The 19,337-nt window shown below is 32.7% G+C and carries 20 protein-coding genes; 8 read left to right on the top strand and 12 right to left on the bottom strand.

Features of this window, described 5'->3' with window-relative positions; genetic code table 11:
• Positions 1-10 precede the first annotated feature (10 nt).
• Complete coding sequence (allC, locus tag HMPREF2586_RS04500) at positions 11-1,243, bottom strand: allantoate deiminase (protein WP_070658230.1); 1,233 nt, start codon at positions 1,241-1,243, stop codon at positions 11-13.
• A gap of 174 nt (positions 1,244-1,417) precedes the next feature.
• Here allC and HMPREF2586_RS04505 point away from each other — a divergent pair, with 174 nt between their 5' ends.
• The 3 genes from HMPREF2586_RS04505 to HMPREF2586_RS04515 all read left to right on the top strand — a co-directional run bounded on the left by HMPREF2586_RS04505 (position 1,418) and on the right by HMPREF2586_RS04515 (position 4,371).
• On the top strand, positions 1,418-2,260 hold the full coding sequence (locus HMPREF2586_RS04505; protein WP_070812649.1) for an alpha/beta hydrolase: 843 nt from the start codon (positions 1,418-1,420) through the stop codon (positions 2,258-2,260).
• Positions 2,260-3,510, top strand: coding sequence for a M20 family metallo-hydrolase (locus HMPREF2586_RS04510; protein ID WP_070812650.1), 1,251 nt, complete (start codon positions 2,260-2,262; stop codon positions 3,508-3,510). Before HMPREF2586_RS04505 ends, HMPREF2586_RS04510 begins: the two co-directional genes overlap by 1 nt.
• Positions 3,511-3,783: 273 nt before the next feature.
• Positions 3,784-4,371, top strand: coding sequence for a histidine phosphatase family protein (locus HMPREF2586_RS04515; RefSeq protein ID WP_070658226.1), 588 nt, complete (start codon positions 3,784-3,786; stop codon positions 4,369-4,371).
• 123 nt (positions 4,372-4,494) lie between these two features.
• Here HMPREF2586_RS04515 and HMPREF2586_RS04520 read toward each other — a convergent pair whose 3' ends face one another.
• The 3 genes from HMPREF2586_RS04520 to HMPREF2586_RS04530 form a co-directional block, all read right to left on the bottom strand.
• A complete protein-coding gene (locus tag HMPREF2586_RS04520) occupies positions 4,495-5,841 on the bottom strand; it encodes an alanine/glycine:cation symporter family protein (protein ID WP_046207025.1) in 1,347 nt (448 codons plus the stop codon).
• 554 nt (positions 5,842-6,395) lie between these two features.
• Entirely contained in the window at positions 6,396-7,757 is a 1,362-nt protein-coding gene (gene allB / locus HMPREF2586_RS04525) for an allantoinase AllB (protein ID WP_070658224.1), read from the bottom strand.
• Positions 7,747-9,237, bottom strand: a complete 1,491-nt coding sequence (locus HMPREF2586_RS04530) for an allantoin permease (protein WP_070658223.1) — start codon at positions 9,235-9,237, stop codon at positions 7,747-7,749. Before HMPREF2586_RS04530 ends, allB begins: the two co-directional genes overlap by 11 nt.
• A gap of 318 nt (positions 9,238-9,555) precedes the next feature.
• On the opposite strand from HMPREF2586_RS04530, the gene HMPREF2586_RS04535 reads away from it, so the two are divergent.
• Together HMPREF2586_RS04535 and HMPREF2586_RS04540 are read left to right on the top strand one after the other, a co-directional pair.
• Positions 9,556-11,175, top strand: coding sequence for a PucR family transcriptional regulator (locus HMPREF2586_RS04535; protein WP_070038342.1), 1,620 nt, complete (start codon positions 9,556-9,558; stop codon positions 11,173-11,175).
• Between the two features lie 253 nt (positions 11,176-11,428).
• The gene (locus tag HMPREF2586_RS04540; RefSeq protein ID WP_046207029.1) at positions 11,429-12,862 is read left to right on the top strand and encodes an MDR family MFS transporter; all 1,434 of its coding nucleotides are present in this window, start codon (positions 11,429-11,431) and stop codon (positions 12,860-12,862) included.
• A gap of 571 nt (positions 12,863-13,433) precedes the next feature.
• Here HMPREF2586_RS04540 and cspD read toward each other — a convergent pair.
• Positions 13,434-13,634: a cold-shock protein CspD gene (gene cspD / locus HMPREF2586_RS04545; RefSeq protein ID WP_019469926.1), complete on the bottom strand. Its 201-nt coding sequence runs from the start codon at positions 13,632-13,634 to the stop codon at positions 13,434-13,436.
• Positions 13,635-13,973: 339 nt separating this feature from the next.
• Here cspD and HMPREF2586_RS04550 point away from each other — a divergent pair, with 339 nt between their 5' ends.
• Entirely contained in the window at positions 13,974-14,387 is a 414-nt protein-coding gene (locus HMPREF2586_RS04550; RefSeq protein ID WP_046207030.1) for a YxeA family protein, read from the top strand.
• A 151-nt stretch (positions 14,388-14,538) separates the two neighbouring features.
• On the opposite strand, the gene HMPREF2586_RS04555 is transcribed toward HMPREF2586_RS04550, so the two are convergent.
• From HMPREF2586_RS04555 to HMPREF2586_RS04560, 3 genes are all read right to left on the bottom strand, one after another.
• The gene (locus HMPREF2586_RS04555) at positions 14,539-14,844 is read right to left on the bottom strand and encodes a hypothetical protein (RefSeq protein ID WP_046207031.1); all 306 of its coding nucleotides are present in this window, start codon (positions 14,842-14,844) and stop codon (positions 14,539-14,541) included.
• 569 nt (positions 14,845-15,413) lie between these two features.
• Positions 15,414-15,575 (bottom strand): hypothetical protein, encoded by a 162-nt coding sequence (locus HMPREF2586_RS12815; RefSeq protein WP_157948037.1) that lies wholly within the window; start codon positions 15,573-15,575, stop codon positions 15,414-15,416.
• Between the two features lie 172 nt (positions 15,576-15,747).
• Complete coding sequence (locus HMPREF2586_RS04560) at positions 15,748-15,942, bottom strand: hypothetical protein (RefSeq protein WP_046207032.1); 195 nt, start codon at positions 15,940-15,942, stop codon at positions 15,748-15,750.
• A 193-nt stretch (positions 15,943-16,135) separates the two neighbouring features.
• On the opposite strand from HMPREF2586_RS04560, the gene HMPREF2586_RS04565 reads away from it, so the two are divergent.
• Positions 16,136-16,345, top strand: a complete 210-nt coding sequence (locus HMPREF2586_RS04565; protein ID WP_046207033.1) for a hypothetical protein — start codon at positions 16,136-16,138, stop codon at positions 16,343-16,345.
• A gap of 136 nt (positions 16,346-16,481) precedes the next feature.
• The gene (locus HMPREF2586_RS12820) at positions 16,482-16,649 is read left to right on the top strand and encodes a hypothetical protein (protein ID WP_164987248.1); all 168 of its coding nucleotides are present in this window, start codon (positions 16,482-16,484) and stop codon (positions 16,647-16,649) included.
• 202 nt (positions 16,650-16,851) lie between these two features.
• Here HMPREF2586_RS12820 and HMPREF2586_RS04570 read toward each other — a convergent pair whose 3' ends face one another.
• The 4 genes from HMPREF2586_RS04570 to HMPREF2586_RS12825 all read right to left on the bottom strand — a co-directional run bounded on the left by HMPREF2586_RS04570 (position 16,852) and on the right by HMPREF2586_RS12825 (position 19,273).
• Positions 16,852-17,499: a hypothetical protein gene (locus tag HMPREF2586_RS04570; protein ID WP_070658221.1), complete on the bottom strand. Its 648-nt coding sequence runs from the start codon at positions 17,497-17,499 to the stop codon at positions 16,852-16,854.
• Between the two features lie 582 nt (positions 17,500-18,081).
• Positions 18,082-18,510: an Ohr family peroxiredoxin gene (locus HMPREF2586_RS04575; protein WP_070658219.1), complete on the bottom strand. Its 429-nt coding sequence runs from the start codon at positions 18,508-18,510 to the stop codon at positions 18,082-18,084.
• 294 nt (positions 18,511-18,804) lie between these two features.
• On the bottom strand, positions 18,805-19,038 hold the full coding sequence (locus HMPREF2586_RS04580) for a hypothetical protein (RefSeq protein ID WP_046207037.1): 234 nt from the start codon (positions 19,036-19,038) through the stop codon (positions 18,805-18,807).
• 70 nt (positions 19,039-19,108) lie between these two features.
• Positions 19,109-19,273, bottom strand: coding sequence for a hypothetical protein (locus HMPREF2586_RS12825; RefSeq protein ID WP_176745326.1), 165 nt, complete (start codon positions 19,271-19,273; stop codon positions 19,109-19,111).
• Positions 19,274-19,337: the final 64 nt, after the last annotated feature.

Genomic DNA, 19,337 nt, shown 5'->3' on the forward strand with positions numbered 1-19,337 from the left:
TGACTAAGTATTATTCTTTATAAGCAAGTTTATATAATACTTGTTTTAACACTTCGATACCTTTAACTAAATCTTCTACATTTGTCTCTTCTTCAACGTTGTGACTCACACCATTAATAGATGGTACAAACAACATTGATGTCGGCACATATTTAGCAAAAATTTGAGAATCGTGACCTGCACCAGAAGGCATCAATTTCCACTTTGATTCACCCACTACTGTTTCAGCAGCATTTTGAACTTCTTTAACCAAGCGTTCATCCATCAAAGTCGGTGCTTCATCCATCCATAAATCGATGTCGCATTGCACGCCTTCTTCTTCAGATACACGTTTAATACATGCATCAATTTCTTCTGCAAATTGATTTAACTCATCTTGATTAATATGACGACAATCAATAGAGAACGTAACTTCTCCTGGAACCACATTAACTGTATTTGGCACTGGGTCTACACGACCAAATGTAATGACTAATGGATCACCTATTTCTCGCGCACGATCTGTTAATTGATTAGCAATTTTGCTGAAAGCTACAACTGCGTCATTTCTCAAGCCCATCGGCGTCGTACCTGCATGGTTTGCTTCACCTTTTAAGTGAATCGTATAGCGTTTTTGACCAACGATGCCGTTAACGACACCAATTGATTTATTTTCCGTCTCTAATACTTTACCTTGTTCAATATGCACTTCGATAAATGATTTTATGTAACTATAATCATTATCTGCTGTTCGATAATCAAAGCCACATTCACGCATCGCTTCTTTAAAAGCAACACCTTCACCATCAGCAATTGAATCTACATCAGCTTTATCAGCTAAGTTGAAGAAGTTTTTACTTCCCCAGAAAGCAAATGGGAAACGACTACCTTCCTCTTCTGCTAAAGCTAAAATTTCTAATGAACGTAATGGTTGACCATATTCGGCTTTAAGTGACTGCATCGCAACAACAGCAGCTAACACACCAAATTGACCATCTAAATGGCCACCTTCAACAACTGTGTCAATGTGAGAGCCGGACATAATTGTTTCTTCAGGGTATTTACTACCTTCAATACGTCCTTTTAAGTTGCCGATGCTATCGAATTCTGTTTCAAATCCATCTTTTTCTAGTGTTTCTTTCAATGCTTGTACAGCATTTGACCATTCTTTAGAATAAAGTAGACGCGTGATGCCTCCACCAGTCAAACCGCCAAACGCAGTGAATTTTTTGTCTAGAGCCTCAAAAGAAGATCGGATGTCCATGTAATTCAACTCCTTTTTCATTTCACATACAATTATAAGCGTTTACATATGACTTATCATTCACAATTCTAACAATAATGTTCTTTACTTTTATTCGATTTATACAAATACGTCGTGTTTTTTATTTGAGATAATATATTTAGCAAAATATATCTAATAGGAGGCTAGGTCAATTTGACTCAACAAAAAGCTACTTGTCTATCAAAGGATGGTTTTCCATTACCTTATTCCATCATAGCAGCTAAAAACCAAAGGCCTAAAGGCGTCATTATGTACTTTCATGGTGGCGGACTCATTTTTGGACAACCAAACGATTTACCGCAAGCGTATATAGATATTTTATCCGAATCCTATCACTTAATAATGGTTTCCTATCGACTTGCCCCAGAAAGTCATATTGATACGATTATTGAAGATGCACTGAGTAACTACGATCATTTAAAATCACTTTATCCTTCGTTACCACTGATTACCTTCGGACGTTCAGCCGGTGCATTTTTAGCTATGCTTGTCGCACGTCATCGTAAAGTTGATAGTATCATTGATTTCTATGGTTACTCGCGTGTACATGTGCCTGCCTTTTTGAAGCCAAATAAACAATATCAAGCGCTATCTACACAAATTACACCGAAAATATTAAATCAATTGATTCAATCTAAACCATTAACATCTGCGCCGTTGCAAACAAGATATCCAATTTACTTATATGTTCGTGGTCAAGCACGTTGGATGTCCTATTTAGGGATTCAATCATCTACACAAAGTACTTATAATATCACACCACAAGAAATGAAAAACTTCCCTCCTATATTCATTGTACACTGTACAGGAGATCCTGATGTACCTTATAGTGAAAGTGAATATATAGCTAGATTAATTGAAACGAGTCACTTTGAACGTTTAGACCTAGACAGCCATGATTTTGATCGTGAAGTTAACTCAACGAGTAAAGCAGTATATGAACGAGTTATTCAATTTTTGAATCAAATTAAACTGAATATCGAAGGGGATAAATGATGAACTTACAAAATGTAATAGAAAATTTTCAAACATTTAATAATTTTGCTCGCAACCCCAAAAACGGGGGGATTAACCGCATTGCTTTTAGTCATCCAGAACGTGTCGCAGCCTTAAAATTTTCAATGTTATGTCAAAAGGCAGGTTTAGATGTTTACTTTGATTTCTTTGGTAATGTTATTGCACGTAGAGAAGGAAAGCATCCTTCTTTAAAACCAATTGTACTAGGATTACATATCGACACTGTAAAGGATGGCGGCCAATATGACGGTCTATTAGGTGTGCTTGGTGCACTGGAAGTAGTCGAACATTTAAACGCGCATCATATAGAAACGGATCATCCAATTATAATTATTGCATTTGCTTGCGAAGAATCTACACGTTTCAACGAAGCAACTTTAGGAAGTAAATACCTTACTGGTAAAATGACAAAAGATGATATGAAATTTATCAAAGATAACGATGGCAACGTACTTTACGATATTGTTGCACCTTTAGCGCAAGATATGAACGGTAAAGCAGCATTATTTGAAAGAAACAAAATCAAAGCATTTTTAGAATTACATATTGAACAAGGTCCAATTCTTGAAAATAATCAAAAAGATATTGGCATCGTCACACACATTGCTGCACCACACCGCTTCAAGTTACAAATAGCTGGTATTACTAGCCACTCAGGATCAACACCTATGCCGATGCGTACAGACGCATTGACTACTGCTGCTGAAGTCATTTTAAAAATCGAAGCCTTAGGTCAAGCTTATCATGATAAGGGGATAGTAACGACTGTGGGGTATGCCAACGTTTATCCTAATACAATGAATGCAATTCCTGGTGAAGTCACACTACTCATCGATATTCGAGGAAAAGATGAAGATATTCGAGAAAAAGTTGTCGAAGAGATGAAAACGCACATCGAAACCATTACCACAAAACGCCAAGCAGATTATGAATTAGAAGATTTAGGTCAGGATCAACCTCGACAATTTAATCAAGCGATTGCCAAGATTTCTGAAGACGGTTGTAAGGCACTAGCATATCAATATCGCTATATGTATAGTGGTGCTGGTCATGATGCGATGAATTTCGCACCCATTTGTCCTACAAGTATGATTTTTATTCCATGTAAAAATGGCATTAGTCATTCGCCAAAAGAGTCTGTAACTGATAGCCAAATCGAAAAAGGTATTAATGTGATGATTGCAACAACGATCGAATTAGCAAAAGTTGACACAGTACTGGAAACTTAATGCATATTAGTCTTTTGACCTATCAATCGCAATATGATATACAATCTTTCAGCATAATCACACCAATCATGATCATGCATCATTTCATAAACACAGGGTTCTTGAAACCAACGCCTGTTGATATGTGTTTCACCATCTAACACAAGCAAACGTGTTATGATTATTTATAATAAGTGGAAATTTAAATCGTGTTATACCATAATAAATAGAAAAATCGTTAATAATATCAAAGAGATACTGCTTAAAACACATCAAGGTAAAGGTTGATTTATAATGACAAAAATATGTTTTATTAGACATGGAGAAACAGATTGGAATATTGCTGGTAAATTACAGGGCAGAACAGACATCCCATTGAATGAATCAGGCATAAAACAAGCGCAAGCTTGTGGCACTTCCTTACTTCAAAATGAATGGGACCTCATGATTACGAGCCCATTACTAAGAGCTAAAGAAACTGGACAAATTATTCAACAAAAGTTAAACATACCGCTTTATGAAAAGGAATCATTTATTGAAGTTGCATTTGGAGATGCAGAAGGCCTTACTTATTACGAACGAGATGCGCGTTTTCCGAATCGTGAATATCCAAACAAAGAAACTGAAGCAATGATTACCGAACGTTTTTTAAAGGGGATTCAGACCGTACATCAAGATCACACAAATAAAAATATTTTAATTATCTCTCACGGCGCCTTTATTAATGCTATATTCTATTATTTTTCTAATGGAGCAATCGGCACTGGTATTACTAGACTTGCTAATGGTAGTTTCAGTACATTAGAAATTAACGACAATAACACGCACATCCTAGACTATAATACGACACATCATTTACCAGTTCAGAGCACGAAATCATAAATATCATCAACAATTAAAAGTACCATAACACTCATTCATGATGCATCGTACTAAAAGTTAAAGCCAATATTTCCTTTTAGTAATGACAAGTATGAGGTTTGGTACTTTTTATATTAATAAGGTTTATTTATAATTTTTAAAGAAATCTGTGGTTAACGATTTCACTTTTGGCGATAACATTATCACTGCGATAACGTTTGGAATCAATACGGCTGCAAGTGCCAAATCAAGCAAGTCCCACAATTGTTGTGCAGCACCTAACGCACCTACGATCATCGAAAGCACATATATTGTTTTCATCACCCAACCTGCCGTAAGTCCAAATAAAAATTCTGCCATTCTTGATCCATAAAAAATAACTACTACAACGGTTGAAAATACGAAGAACATCATCGAAATAGATACCATCATACTTCCAAATTGACCAAAAGTATTTTCAAATGCTCTGGCAGTTAACGCTGCAGACTGCGCTTTCGCATCACTCGCTTTCCAAACACCTGAAACTAAAACAACAAAACCAGTGGTACTACAAATGATTAACGTGTCTACCACAATTTCACTGATACCCCAGAAAGCTTGTCGAACTGGGTGGTCCGTTTTTGCAGCTGCATGCGCAATTGACGATGTACCAAGACCAGCTTCATTAGAATAAATCCCTCTCGCAAAGCCCCAACGAATTGTAGTAGCTAATGCTGCACCAAATGTACCTCCTACAGCTGCCGTAGGATTAAATGCCTGTTCTATCACTAACCAAATAACATTAGGGACATGACTAATATTCATTAAAATGATTAAAAAACCAAAAAAACAGTAAAGCCCAACCATGATTGGTACAATTTTTTCAGCAAACGAAGCAATACGTTTCACACCGCCAAAAACGACGAGTGCAGCAAGAACTGCTAATATAACACCAGAAACCGCCATAGGCACATTAAATGTATCCTTCATCGTGCTCGCTGCAGAATGACCTTGAACCATAATACTTGGAACAATTTCAATCATCAGTGCAAAGGCAAATATCAACGAAAAAATTGTGCCTAACTTCTTGTTTTTAAAGCCTTTTTTCATGTAATAAGTCGGACCGCCCACAAACTCACCTTTTTTATTTTGCTCACGATAGTGGACACCTAAGACATTCTCACTAAATTTTAAAGCCATGCCTAAAAAAGCGATAACCATCATCCAAAATACCGCACCAGGCCCACCCATCATTATCGCAGTAGGTACACCCACAATATTAGCTGCACCTACAGTTGAAGATAAGGCGGAAGTTAAAGCCTGACGTGGTGTAATTGTTCCTTCCCCTCTAGGTTTTTTATTAACACTCCCAAATGTTTGTTTGAGCATATAGAAAAAATGCCTAAATTGAATAAAATTTAAATAGACTGTCAAAAATACACTTGCAAACAAAAGCAGGAGTACAAGTGGATAACCCCATAACCAATCCGAAAAAGAAATTAATTTTTCCAAATATTACAACCCCTTTGCTTTAAAGCATCTCACCATATGTTTTGATCAAAGTAATATGACTTTAAGCTCCAATCACTTTAAAAGCGATATATGTAGATACTTAAAAATGTAATATGTAATATTATTCCCTAGAGTCGTTCACTCAAACCGAGTTCAGAGCTTGTGAAAACAAAAAATAGTCCCGTTAATAAATGGATCAGTTTTTGTTTCTTTACAGTATTAACAAATTTTAAATCTTCAGCTCTACCCTAAATATCAATGGTCTGCTACATTTACTTCTATTTCTTTGAATCACTTGTCTCACTGATTTGATTGATATATTGTAATCATTTTGAGTGATGTTGGCAGTGGTTTATACCTACTCCTGTGGTAAGCACACTAGCGAAAGACGACAGCTAAGGTAGTGTCCCTAGAAAGCGCGCATAAAAAAACTGCCAACAAAGTCAGAGACTTTGTCGACAGTATGGACCAATCCATTTAGTAAACGGATTAATCCTTGTTGCGCTTGTTTTTAATATTCCAACATCCTTAACTTCAAGATTTTCAAGAAACTTTTAGATAAAACGTCCAATACGTTTGTCTGAAATACCTGCTTCATCACTATAAATTTCTTGTCCTCTTAAAATTGTACGTGTGACTTGAGCACCAATTTCACGACCGATATATGGACTCATTTTGTTACGATAAGCTAAATCTTCAGCTTGTAATGTATAAGGTGCGTCTGGTTTAATAAATACGAAGTCAGCATCTTTACCGATTGCAATACTACCTTTTGTGTCTAAACCAAAGCGTTTTGCTGGTGCTGTCGCAATAATATCAGCAAATTTTGTTAATGGCATTTGACGTTTTTGAACACCTTCGTCGAATAAAATGTCTACGTTGTTTTGTAATCCAGCAATACCACCCCATGCTTCAAATGCATTGTCAGTATCTTTTAAGTCTGGCGTACAAGGTGAATGGTCAGATGTTACAAAACTAATATCACCGTTTAATACGCGGTTCCACATTCCCTCTAAACGAGATTGCTCACGGATTGGTGGAGAACATTTAACAACTGGTCCAATGTCATCTAATTCTTCTTTATAGAAGTACAAGTAGTGTGTACATGTCTCACAAGTAATGTCTACACCTTCTTGCTGTGCTTTGATGACTTCATCAACGCCTTCTTCACAAGCAACGTGTACAATGTGCACACGACAGCCCGTTTCCTTAGCAAATAAAATAATTTTACGAATTGGTTCAACTTCTGTAAATACCGGACGACTATCCACGTAAGCACTTAATGTCGTTTCACCATTTTCTTTTGCGATCTCACCTAATCGATCAGTGATTGCCGCATTTTCAGAATGAATTGATAAAATTTTGCCAGTCTTAGCAATTTGCTTCATACCTTCATATAATGAATAATCATCAACATTTTCAAAGTCACCCTCAATAGAACGGTCACCACATGTTGCTAAGAAAGCTTTATAAGCCACAACACCTGCTTCATCTAATTCTTGAATACCACCGTTTAAGTTATATGGTACTAAACCACCATAACTTGCAACATCCACTGATAATTCATCTTTTCCAGCAGCAAATTTTTCTTGGATAGACGCTTTGTCAGTTGTAGCTGGAACTTGGTTTAATGGCATTTCCACAAATGAAGTCACGCCACCTTTAGCAGCAGCATTTGTCCCTGTAACATATCCTTCCCAACCATCACGATAGCCACCGCCTGGCTCAGTTATATGCACATGCGCATCCACCATACCAGGTGAAACAATTTGATTTTGTGCGTCAATAACTTGTTCAGCTTCTCCCAATGCTTGACCAATAGCGACAATTTTACCGTCTTTAACACCGACTTCAACTTGTTGCTCTCCGTCTTCTAAAATGACTAAACCATTCTTAATAATCAAATCATACTTCATTATAATCTGCTCCTCCTTTTTTTCTACTTTCTGCATGGAATACATAATGTAAAATTAAGTAAACACCACCGGCAATGACAAAGCCTATAAACCAAGAAAAGTCTGATATCACTGTAAATGCTGGTAAAAATCCTAATAGTGAAATGATGACACCAGCAACCGTTCCGACGTATGCAGAAATATTAATACGTGGTATTTTGTGCTCTTTTTCTTTCAAATCAAAATACAACTTATCTATATCAATGTGACATTTAGACACAATATAGAAATGAACAATCATAACACCTGCTACCGGACCAAGAATAGCACCTATCGCGTTTAGGAATAAGAAAATACTATCTTCCTCTTCCATCATCTTCCACGGCATAATGACTATACTCAATACCGAGGCAATAATTACGCCACGACGATAGTTAATCCATTTTGGTAAAAGTGCAGTGAGTTGATATGCTGCTGGGATGATATTACTCGTCGCATTTGTTGAAATCGTCGTCATCAATAGCACACCAGTAGATATCAGAATCGCCCAGAAGTTGCTCCATTCATTAATAATTGTTAGGATATTCCATTCTTGATGTCCAAGATAAATCGAGCCACCAATAATGATGAACACACTAGCAATCGCGAATAAAATGTGGGCAACTACAATACCTGAAATTTGACCAACCACTTGTGTTTTAGTAGATTTTGCATTTTGCGTAAAATCAGAAACACTTGCACCAGGTCCTGCCCACACACCTAATAGCGAGTTGATAATTAAAATAAAGGATAAAATCGCTGGGTAAATGATACCACTAGATTTTGTAGAAATTTCATAATCTAAAATATTTCCAACGCCACCAGCAGCCATAACGCCCCAGATAGCCATACCACCAAAGACAATATAAATAAGTGGATTTAATATAGCTGTGAATTTATTTAAAATATCTCCTCCACCAAATCCAATTGCAAAACTAATAGCCCAAAATATTAAAAATGCAATGAGACCTGGAACAGAAATACCAAGTATCGATATGCCTTGTCCAATATCCGCAAAACCAGGGAATATTTTATTTAATAGTATTAATAGTGCTTGTGACCCCGCAAACGTTTGTAGACCAAACCAAGCGATACCTGCGACAACGCCACGTAGGATACCAGGTAACTTCGCGCCTACATCACCATATGTATGACGTAAATGCATAGCAAATGGAATACCGTATTTAGAACCAGCATAACCATTACTAACTAATAATAAAGCGATTACAAAAGAACTTAATATTAATGCAAATATGACTTGTAATGGCGATAGTCCTAATAATAAGAATCCCCCAACTGCAGTATAGTTAGGTATATTATGGACAGCACCCATCCATAGTGTGAAAAAGTTAAATGCGGAGTTATTTCTTTGTGTCGGTGTCTTAGGCATTATATCTTTATTATAACCGCGCTTCTCGAAAACCGCTTGTGATAATGCCGCATTGTTCTCCTGTCTTCCCATTCTATTTTTATCTCCTTTACTTTAACAAGCTAATAACTAGTTGTATAATCTTCAGTTATAAGTGTAGTACGAGTGTAAGCGTTTTTCTTTGTTATTAATGACATTTCTAAACAATAAAATTATAGGAATCGAACAAAATAAGTGTATAATTAATGATATACATTAAATTTTTTGAACATTTTGAACAATCGTTATCACAAATTGACAAAAACCCTGTTTTTTTAAGATAAATACAGACAAATAGAATTTATCATTATATATATTTTCATGCATTTTCATTACTAGTGATTGTGTAAATCAGAAGCGGAGGACATAATTATGACTACTCTAAACGAAATTTTATCCGTTCCCCAATTTAAAGGCTTAAAATTGTTAAATAGCAACGGAGATTTATCAGCAGAAGTGACAAATTTAGACATTACTGAAAATAATGATATTAAGCATTTTACTTCAAATAATTCTTTTATTTTAACAACCGGTGTCTTGTTTCAAGATAATCAAGATAACTTAAAAAAGTTAATTAAAGATTTAAATGATATACACACTGCTGGACTTGGAATCAAAGTTTCAAGATTTTTACACGAAATCGAGCAAGATGTCATTGATTTTGCGGATGCTATCGAATTCCCATTAATTGAAATACCAGAAAGTTGGAACTTAGGTGAAATTACACACGAGATTTCTTCATTTATTTCTGACTCTGAAACTGGAAAGTTAAATTATGCATTACAAGTACAACAAGAATTAAACCAATTATTAATCAAAGGCTTCAGTATTGATACTATGATTGAGCGCATGAGCAAACTCTTAGGTGTACCTATCATTCTATTCGATCCTTTCAAAGCACCTGAAGCATACAGCCGTCATTATAGACAAGGTAACGTTTTAATGGCTGAACATACCAAATATTTCATGAACCATTATCAAGATGCGCTAACATATGATAAAAATAACCTCGTCTTTGAAAATAAAGACCATGTAATTTTCAAAGTATTAGGTTACACATACTTTCCATACTATTTAATGGTTTCTCAAGTTAATAAGCTTTCCTACCCCTTTAGTTTATTAACACTCGAACAAGTAGTCAGCGTGTTAAGTTTCGCCTTATACAAAAACACCAAAATACAAGAGGCCGAAGAAAATGATATTAATCGATTTTTCGAATCGTTAGTCAATAATCAAAACGATCAAACCCTTTCGATCAAAAAGCATGCTGATTTATTAAGACAATATTATATTTATCCCTCTGACTATTATCAAATTATCATTTGCGGCATTGACACCAAAAATAATCTAGAAAATAGTTACTACTTAAATGAGCGGCACCATCTCACATTCCTTTGGTTAAAGCATAAATTAACTGATATTGATTCTTATATCAGCGTTTATAAATTACCGAGTAACGATCGTTTTGCGATATTAATCCAAAATCGACATGAATATTACTTTGAATACCTAAAAAAAATACAACAAAGTTATAGTGAGTACTTTGATGATACGATTTCATTTGGTATCGGAAATGAAGTAACAGAATTCACACAGTTACCTTCTTCATTTTTTGAAGCAAATGAAGCCTTTGAAAATGAACTGCTAAATCATGCAAAAACTTTTATCTCACAATATCATTCCAAAGATATTCAGGAGCTATTACAACTTATCCCTCAAGAAAAGCTATTACCTTTCGTAAAACATACTTTGGGCCCACTGAGTTATCCAAAACAAAAAAAAGATTTAGAATTAAAACAAACTTTAAAAGTGTACATGGATAATCAATGCGATATAACAAAAACGGCAGATAAAATATTTATACACAGAAATACTGTAAAATATAGAATCAATAAATGCAGTAATATGATTGGTACAAATATTGAAGACCCTGTTCATTCCTTAAATATACGTATCGCTTTATATGTATCTGAAATGATTCATTTCGATTAATCGCTCCATCTATTTAAAAAAGCTACGCTGTTTGCGCAATCATGCAAACAGCGTAGCTTTTTCCATTAATTAAACAACAGTGATCTATGTTACCTCTAAAACAAGCGATTCCAACCTATATTATCTATGCATTCATTTTCTCTAAAAATTCTTTGCAAAAAATATTAATTTTTTAAACCGAATGGTTTGCTTTGCTAACTTAAAATAATTAAAATTTATCGATGGGATGTTATAAAAAGGAGATGCATTTATAATGTCGGAGAATGTTATATCTAATAAAAAAAGAAATACGATTATATTAGTTATGCTAAGTAGTGCTTTTGTAGCGATGCTAAATCAAACATTGCTCAACACCGCACTACCAGCAATTATTACGGGATTAGAAATAACTGACACAACTGCTCAATGGTTGATTACAGGCTTTATGTTAGTGAATGGTATCATGATTCCACTAACAGCCTTTCTTATGGATCGATTTCACACAAGACCGCTCTATATTTTTTCTATGAGTGCGTTCTTAATTGGTTCAATCATTGCAGCACTTTCACCTACATTTGGCTTACTCATGTTTGCACGTGTAATTCAAGCGATTGGTGCAGGGATACTTTTACCGCTTATGCAATTCACTGTATTTACACTGTTCCCTTCTGAGAAACGTGGATTTGCAATGGGACTTACCGGTATAGTAGCACAATCAGCCCCAGCAATCGGACCAACCTTAACCGGATTTTTAATTGATACATTTAGCTGGAGAGCACCATTTATTGTGGTAGCTTTTATTGCGATTATCGCATTTATTGTAGGCGCAATATTTGTAGAAAGTAATAACGAAACCAAACATACACAATTAGACAAAACTTCTGTTATATATTCAACATTAGGTTTTGGTTTAATGCTTTACGGCTTTAGCAGCGCAGGCAACTTAGGTTTCACATCACCAATCGTTATTATTTCACTTATTGTGGGAATCTTGATTGTTACCATTTTCGTAACAAGACAAATTAGAATCGATAATCCACTATTAAATATGCGCGTATTTACAAATCGTACATTTTCACTATCTGCATTTGCGTCTATGGTATTATTTATCGGAATTGTAGGCCCAGCATTATTGATTCCAATTTATGTCCAATCAGGCTTAGGTCTATCTGCAATTTTGTCAGGTCTTGTTATCTTACCAGGTGCAGTAGTCAACGCATTCATGTCCGTCTATACAGGGAAAATATATGACAAATATGGCTTGAAAGTATTGGCGATTCCTGGATTTGTCCTTTTAATTTTTATGACAATACTACATTGTTTCTTAACTTCAGACACACCTTATTGGTATATTGTCGTCATTTACGCTATAAGAATGTTTGCTGTAGCATTGATTATTATGCCACTGAATACAATTGGTATTAACGCATTAGAAAGTAAAAATATTTCACACGGTACTGCGATTATTAATTCTTTAAGAATTATTGCAGGTGCGATTGGTACTGCCATTATGATTACAATTATGGCAATTGTTCGTACAAACTATGTTCCAAGTAAGCATCAGTCCAAAGCAGATATTGCACAACAAGCGACTGTACAAGGTGTCGACGCAGCATTTGCATTCACTACGCTATTATTAATTATTGGTTTTATATTAACACTACTGATAAAAACAAAAAATAAAGCGGATAATACGCGTGAAGTATAATATTAAATCTATTTAAGTGAAAGTAGCAACGCTTCAACAACTTGAAGGGTGTAAAAAACATACTAAGATTAGCTATGAAGAAATCTATGACGATAGATTTTTTCATAGCTATTTTATTATTCAATATTTCGTATTGTTGGCTCACTTTCTTAGGGGACAACTTCAGCTTGTAGTCTTCAACTTGTCCTGCTCCCTCAAGCGTCTCGTCAAAATACAACGTATTTATATGTAATTTCTCATTGAAGTACTTAAAAAAGGCTCTATTTCAACCCAAAATGATGTTAAAAATTATTCTACATGCATACACCCAAAAATCAATTTTTATGCTGCTGTTTGTGGCTATTACCATTCTTTTATAAAATTGGCTTCAAATGATGTATTAATGCTAAGCAATCTTGCAAGAGTCATTAATATTTTATTGGTAGTAAAAAAATAGGTGCAAATCCGAGTCATAACTAACAAGTTGACTTTGAATTAACACCTTTTAAAGTAAATACATGTATATAACTTCAGAGATCGATTTTAAGACAAATAAAAAAAGACGAGCGTTGCTCGTCTTTTTTATGCGTTATTATAATTTAATAACATTAGCTGCTTGAGGTCCACGGTCGCCTTCAACGATTTCGAATTCAACAGCTTGTCCTTCTTCTAATGATTTGTAGCCGTCTTGGTTAATTGCTGAGAAGTGTACGAATACATCGTTTCCGCCTTCTACTTCGATAAAACCAAAACCTTTTTCTGAGTTAAACCATTTAACTGTACCGTTATTCATAATAAAAATCCTCCAAGTGCTTTTGCACAAAAATTTGTAATCTGTCTAAAAAATCAAAAGGAGTAAATTCAAAAGAATAAAACTACAAATCAATTTCACGAACTAAATTACTTAATGCCTAGTATAACGAATAATCAGACCTTTGTATACCCCTATTTTCAAATAAATATATTTTGCACTTTATTTTTAGTAATATAATCCATTTGAAATATATAATTTAATTGAATATGAAAAATGACAAAATCGTTATATTAAAATGCATTTTTGTAACTTAAAAATATAGCGAACAAATCAAATAACTTTTACATTATAGATAGTTACTTTAAGGAGGTAATAAGTATGAACAGGTTTGTAAAAGTACTTCTAAATATCTTTGTTATCATTATCATTGTTTTTATCGGCCTTTTTGGCTGGAAAGTTTATGCAGAAAAACATTCGGACAATCCTGATGTTGTTAGTTTTGCCAAATTAAATCCGCTCATTACTAATGAAGCATATTATGTAAAAACTCAAAAGCCAACAAAAGTTGAGCACAACAAAAGTGATGATGGAGAAACCCTTGTCACATATAATTATAAGCAAAATGGATATAACAAAAAAGGTGAAAAAAGACATTTAGATTTTAATGGTTTTGGTGAAAAACCCTTAAAAACAAATCATTACTTAAAATTAGACACCGAACTTGGGCATGTCCAAAGTTATAAAGAAGTGCCTAAAAATAAAGTACCTAAAAAAGCATTCAATCACCTTTAAACATCACATTATGAATCAAAACAATACACTTAATAAAAATATTATTTTGATGAGCTAATAATATAATAATGCGCACAAGATAGAATTATTTATTTGCAAAATATGTTTTCTAACTTGTGCGCTTTGTTTGTAATTATTTAGTGACTGCACCTTAGTTATTCATTCTTTTGACTATTTCATGCTTAATGATCATTAATGCTTGGCTGTATTTAGAACTTGTGTTTTCTTGAGTGTTAATAATCAAAATGTCTACCAAATCATCATTATCCATTTGAACTAATTCTTGCCGAAATTGATCGATATTTTCTACTAATCTCTTATGGTTAGGCTGATACTTATCTATAACATAATATTGATCAGCACCAAGTCCACCCTCTTCAATCATTTTAGAAATTTCATCCGTGCGCATCTCATTAGTTCTATCAATTTTGATATCTTTATTGTAATAATTAACCATACATATCCCCCACTTCATTCACAAAATCCATCTCATATTAAGGTTACATGCTATCTTTTTGACAATAAACGTAAAACAATAAATCATGCCGTACCACTTACAATAAAATAAAATTACTCCAAAAGTTATATATTACATCTATACCCTGAAATGATATTTTAAACTTTAATTTAGATCATTCTTTTTTATACTTATATTTCAAGGAAGTAATTTAATAAATTTATAAAATATTATCGATTCTCTATATCGTTTCTAAAAACACCGAAACCATATACATCATCTCCTTATAATGAACCTATTTTATATCTATCCTTTTTAAAAATTTTTAAAACATTTCATTATTTTATACTATTAAAATACATTATATTCTATGAGTATAAGATGATATCGTCTAACAGTTCATTATTCCTTATTGGATTGATGATGCATAAAATAGATTCCTAAGTTTTGATAGTAATACCACCATAATAACATTCATAAATACAAAAATTGCTGAATGATAAAATAAAGACTGAGACAACATTTGCCTCAGTCTTTAATACTTCTAATATTTTCTACCATTTTAATGCTCATAATCGCTTTTTTGCTTCGATGCCAATCCATATATTTGTTACTAAACCGACAATCCCCATAACTAATGATGGTATAACAGAATGATTGCTAGTATAAAACGTCACTAAAAACATAAGTAAACCAGTTATCATACTGATTAATATAGATGAAAATTTCATTGGATTACTCCCTTTTTTCGCTATGTTAATTTACATTATTCCTATACTGAAATTCATTTAAAATGAAATAAAGACAGTCTGTTGTATAGTTTTAAAAAATTGGGCATCACAAATACAATAACTTTTTATTTATAAAATATAGAAAATCCCACTTAACCACAATTAAAGTTTTTCAACTCAATATGTATGCAATCACAAATAATATAATCGAAATAATGAGTGACATTAACCAAAACGGAGAACTCACTAAATCTTTATACGCTTGATCTGGTGCATTACGCATTTTCAACCGAATAAATTTGATTCCTAAATACAACGCTTCAACAAAATTAACGATTAAAACAATGCTTAACAGTATCATTGACATGACTGGAGCCCCAAGATATCGTCTCATTTAATCCATATCGTACCACAAGATTTTTAATAATTAAATATATATAAAAATATTAATTCAAATTTTTACTACAACCTAAAAACATATGTGTTATTTTATAATTAACATTGTACGTAGTTATTTTTAAAATTATATGGGCTAAATATCATAAAGTTGGAGGGGTATTGTGCAACTATTTTTACTTACACTTTTAGGTATTATTTTCGTTTTTGTATATGCTTCAAATTCAACAATACTTTTACATATCAAACTTATTAGACGAGCTAAAAAAGAAGGTACGGCAGCAATGAATGGTAAACAATGTCGCTTTATGTGGTGTTTGTTTGCAGTTATGGCAACAGGATTTTACCTATTATTACTTAATTCAAATTTGTAATCGAATAATCAAAATATGGTAACTTTCTACCATAAATGAGCAATGATATAGTTGAATTAAAACTCGAACTGTAAAAAGTATGTTTCTAAAATACTGTATAATATAATAAAAACAAAAATAGTAAAGGAGTCATCATATGAAATTTGTAAATTTAACAGCTATGACAGAAAAAGGCCTAAACAAAAAAGTTAATGAATTCTTAGAGGAAAACCCTTATATCGAAATCATTAAATTCGATTATCAATTAGGATATAGCAGCTGTGGCGTAGGTATTCTTTACAATAAAGTTAAGTCTCAGTCCTAAGTTTATTGTATAGGAAAACATTTATATTACACTATATTTGAAATAAAAACAAAAGCTGAAACATAATAATGTTTCAGCTATGAATATCTTATGGAAAGTAGACGATTGTGTATGCATCCACATCATAATATTTAAATTTTTGTTAATGCTATTCAAAATGATATCACTGTAAGATTATCACAATAGTAATACCTAAAATGTCTTATTTTTGAAAAACTTTAAAATTAACACGTTTACATAATAATAAACTACCCGCAATCAATGAGATACTCGCTAAAAAAATGGTTAATATTCTATTATCTGAAATCATGCCTGTATCAGGTAATTCTTTTATTGCATTGTGCTTCACGCTATTTTTTGAATTTTTTACTTCAGAGTTAACTTTTGAGAAATCATTATTTTTTGAAGCGTCTAACTGCTGATTTTTATTAAATCGATCACTTTCTATTCCTGGATTTTTAGGGTTTAAAACACCTTCATCTTTTAATTTTTCATTTACTGCATTATTGTGCAATGACGTCTCACTATTAGATTTATGATTAAATTCATTCGTAGCATCTTCTAATTCCTTCGGCTCTTCAACCTCTGCTATATCTTTGTGCGGAAACACATTTGGTTCTGTAAAACTTCCATCCTTATGTAAAATACCATGAGGTATTTTCTTCGTACCATCCTTTAACTCTATAGGTTTTTCAACCTCTGCTATATCTTTATGTGGAAACACATTTGGTTCTGTAAAGCTTCCATCCTTATGCAAAATACCATGAGTAATCTCTTCACCATTTGCCCCTTGACTGCTAAATTGTACAACTGTCATTAATAAAGCTGTAGATAATAGTACCTTTTTCATTTTAAAACTTCCTTTCTAATAGAGTTATTGTAATATGAATATCTCACTCATTTTTACTGTTAAAGTGAATATTCGTAATATAAAATTTTCCTTAACTACCAAGAAGTTATCTGTTGTATGTATACAATATATTTTATACATTAATAACAAATATTTATGGAATTATTACTAATTACCATAATATTGCAAGGAGTCATTTATTAGGGTAATATTTTCGTTTAAGTAAAAATATAGATAGAAAATAGTAATAATATGTAAGTTTTAAATTTAAATATTGGTAATATCAAATCTGTCAAAATGTTTAAGTCAAAATAAAAAGAGCTGGAAACTGCACCTTAGCAATGTTCCCAACTCTTTTTATATGATTAAATATGATTCAATCTTATTTTAAAATGGTATTTTAGGTGTTTATAATTTCTCATAACACTGATCTTCAAATTCTTAATAAACGTACATAAACATTTAGTTGGATTATATTATTTCATAAAAAATAACCGCACCAATTAAGATACGGTTATATAAATATATGACTGCTTGATAAAATTCCAAAAAAATCTTATCTAGCTTTTTGCATCACTTTACTTAATTAACGCTTACAGTAATTTCAATATCAATCGTGTGTTTTAGTGCTTTCGAATACGGACAATAATTATGCGCTTTTTCAACGAACATCTCCGCTTCTTCTTGGCTGAAATCTTTAAGTAATACATCTAATTCAGCTGCCAATTTCACACCGCCATCAGATTTATCTGGCAATAAATAAGCAGTCGCACGTACTTCTGGCTCAATTGTACCTTTGCCTGCACCTTTCAAAATATGCATTAGCGCATTGTTAAAACAAGAGCTGTAACCTGCTGCAAATAACTGTTCAGGGTTTGACTCTGTAACGCCGTTGCCACCCATTTCTTTTGGAACAGCTAAGTCTTGATAAAATGTATTATCTTCACTAAAAACTTTTCCATCTCTTCCTCCATTACTTATGACAGTTGTTTCAAATAATGGTTTTGCCATGAAAATCACTCCAATAATTTTTGAAATTCAATAATAATGATTAATTAATCGTTTTACATATCAAATTAAGCTTAATCTAATTGTATTCTATCATTAATTTTTAGATATTTAAAATCATAAGTGTTAAATTGTCATTTGTCTCTACTCATTAAAAAATAGGACAAATACATAAGTAAATGTCCTATTTGGCTAAAACACTTTCAATTGTTCGCTATGTATTACAAAACTCACCAACACTTCTGCTAATAGGTAGTTATATTATGTATAAAGACAAGAAGAACTCGTTTCTAAAACCTAAAACACTAAGTTCAAAACTATAGCTATTAAAGCTAAAATAATCGCTATATAACCTAGTTTAAATTTAGCTAATACTCCATAAACACCAACAAATAAAATTCCTAAAGTTGTACATAAAGAAGCCACATCTGAATTTATTTGAAAGGCAAAAACAACAAGACTAATGAAGAAAAATATAGAAGAAATAATCAAAGAAATCATAGAAAAAATACCACGATTTTTTTCATTCATAATAAAAAGCTCCTTTCACTTTTTAAAATATAAAACAATATTGCATTATTGACGTTGAGCTTCTGAACTCTTAACTTTTATAATAATGTTTAGAATACCAAGCCACAAAAATTGCAAACAATATAACATAAACTCCAAACCATGTGTCTAAATGGTCTTGATTCATTTGTTTATATGCAAAAAATACTAAAAACATCCCTAAAATCACTTGTACAATAAGTAAAAACCATTTCAAATAACCCACTCCTTTACATTTTTCATTATTTCACAATATAATTAATCAAAATATTTTTATTTAT

Origin of the sequence: Staphylococcus sp. HMSC034G07 (assembly GCF_001835975.1) — a bacterium.
In the GTDB taxonomy this organism is placed as follows: Bacteria; Bacillota; Bacilli; order Staphylococcales; family Staphylococcaceae; genus Staphylococcus; species Staphylococcus ureilyticus.

Coding starts and splice junctions, on each gene's coding strand:
- HMPREF2586_RS04575 (WP_070658219.1), bottom strand. CDS start 18,510: ATGGCAAAACCATTATTTGAAACAACTGTCATAAGTAATGGAGGAAGA.
- HMPREF2586_RS04555 (WP_046207031.1), bottom strand. CDS start 14,844: ATGGTTAATTATTACAATAAAGATATCAAAATTGATAGAACTAATGAG.
- allC (WP_070658230.1), bottom strand. CDS start 1,243: ATGGACATCCGATCTTCTTTTGAGGCTCTAGACAAAAAATTCACTGCG.
- HMPREF2586_RS04540 (WP_046207029.1), top strand. CDS start 11,429: ATGTCGGAGAATGTTATATCTAATAAAAAAAGAAATACGATTATATTA.
- HMPREF2586_RS12815 (WP_157948037.1), bottom strand. CDS start 15,575: ATGAAATTTTCATCTATATTAATCAGTATGATAACTGGTTTACTTATG.
- HMPREF2586_RS04560 (WP_046207032.1), bottom strand. CDS start 15,942: ATGTCAATGATACTGTTAAGCATTGTTTTAATCGTTAATTTTGTTGAA.
- cspD (WP_019469926.1), bottom strand. CDS start 13,634: ATGAATAACGGTACAGTTAAATGGTTTAACTCAGAAAAAGGTTTTGGT.
- HMPREF2586_RS04550 (WP_046207030.1), top strand. CDS start 13,974: ATGAACAGGTTTGTAAAAGTACTTCTAAATATCTTTGTTATCATTATC.
- HMPREF2586_RS04510 (WP_070812650.1), top strand. CDS start 2,260: ATGAACTTACAAAATGTAATAGAAAATTTTCAAACATTTAATAATTTT.
- HMPREF2586_RS04580 (WP_046207037.1), bottom strand. CDS start 19,038: ATGAATGAAAAAAATCGTGGTATTTTTTCTATGATTTCTTTGATTATT.
- HMPREF2586_RS04515 (WP_070658226.1), top strand. CDS start 3,784: ATGACAAAAATATGTTTTATTAGACATGGAGAAACAGATTGGAATATT.
- HMPREF2586_RS04535 (WP_070038342.1), top strand. CDS start 9,556: ATGACTACTCTAAACGAAATTTTATCCGTTCCCCAATTTAAAGGCTTA.
- HMPREF2586_RS04530 (WP_070658223.1), bottom strand. CDS start 9,237: ATGGGAAGACAGGAGAACAATGCGGCATTATCACAAGCGGTTTTCGAG.
- HMPREF2586_RS12820 (WP_164987248.1), top strand. CDS start 16,482: ATGAAATTTGTAAATTTAACAGCTATGACAGAAAAAGGCCTAAACAAA.
- allB (WP_070658224.1), bottom strand. CDS start 7,757: ATGAAGTATGATTTGATTATTAAGAATGGTTTAGTCATTTTAGAAGAC.
- HMPREF2586_RS04570 (WP_070658221.1), bottom strand. CDS start 17,499: ATGAAAAAGGTACTATTATCTACAGCTTTATTAATGACAGTTGTACAA.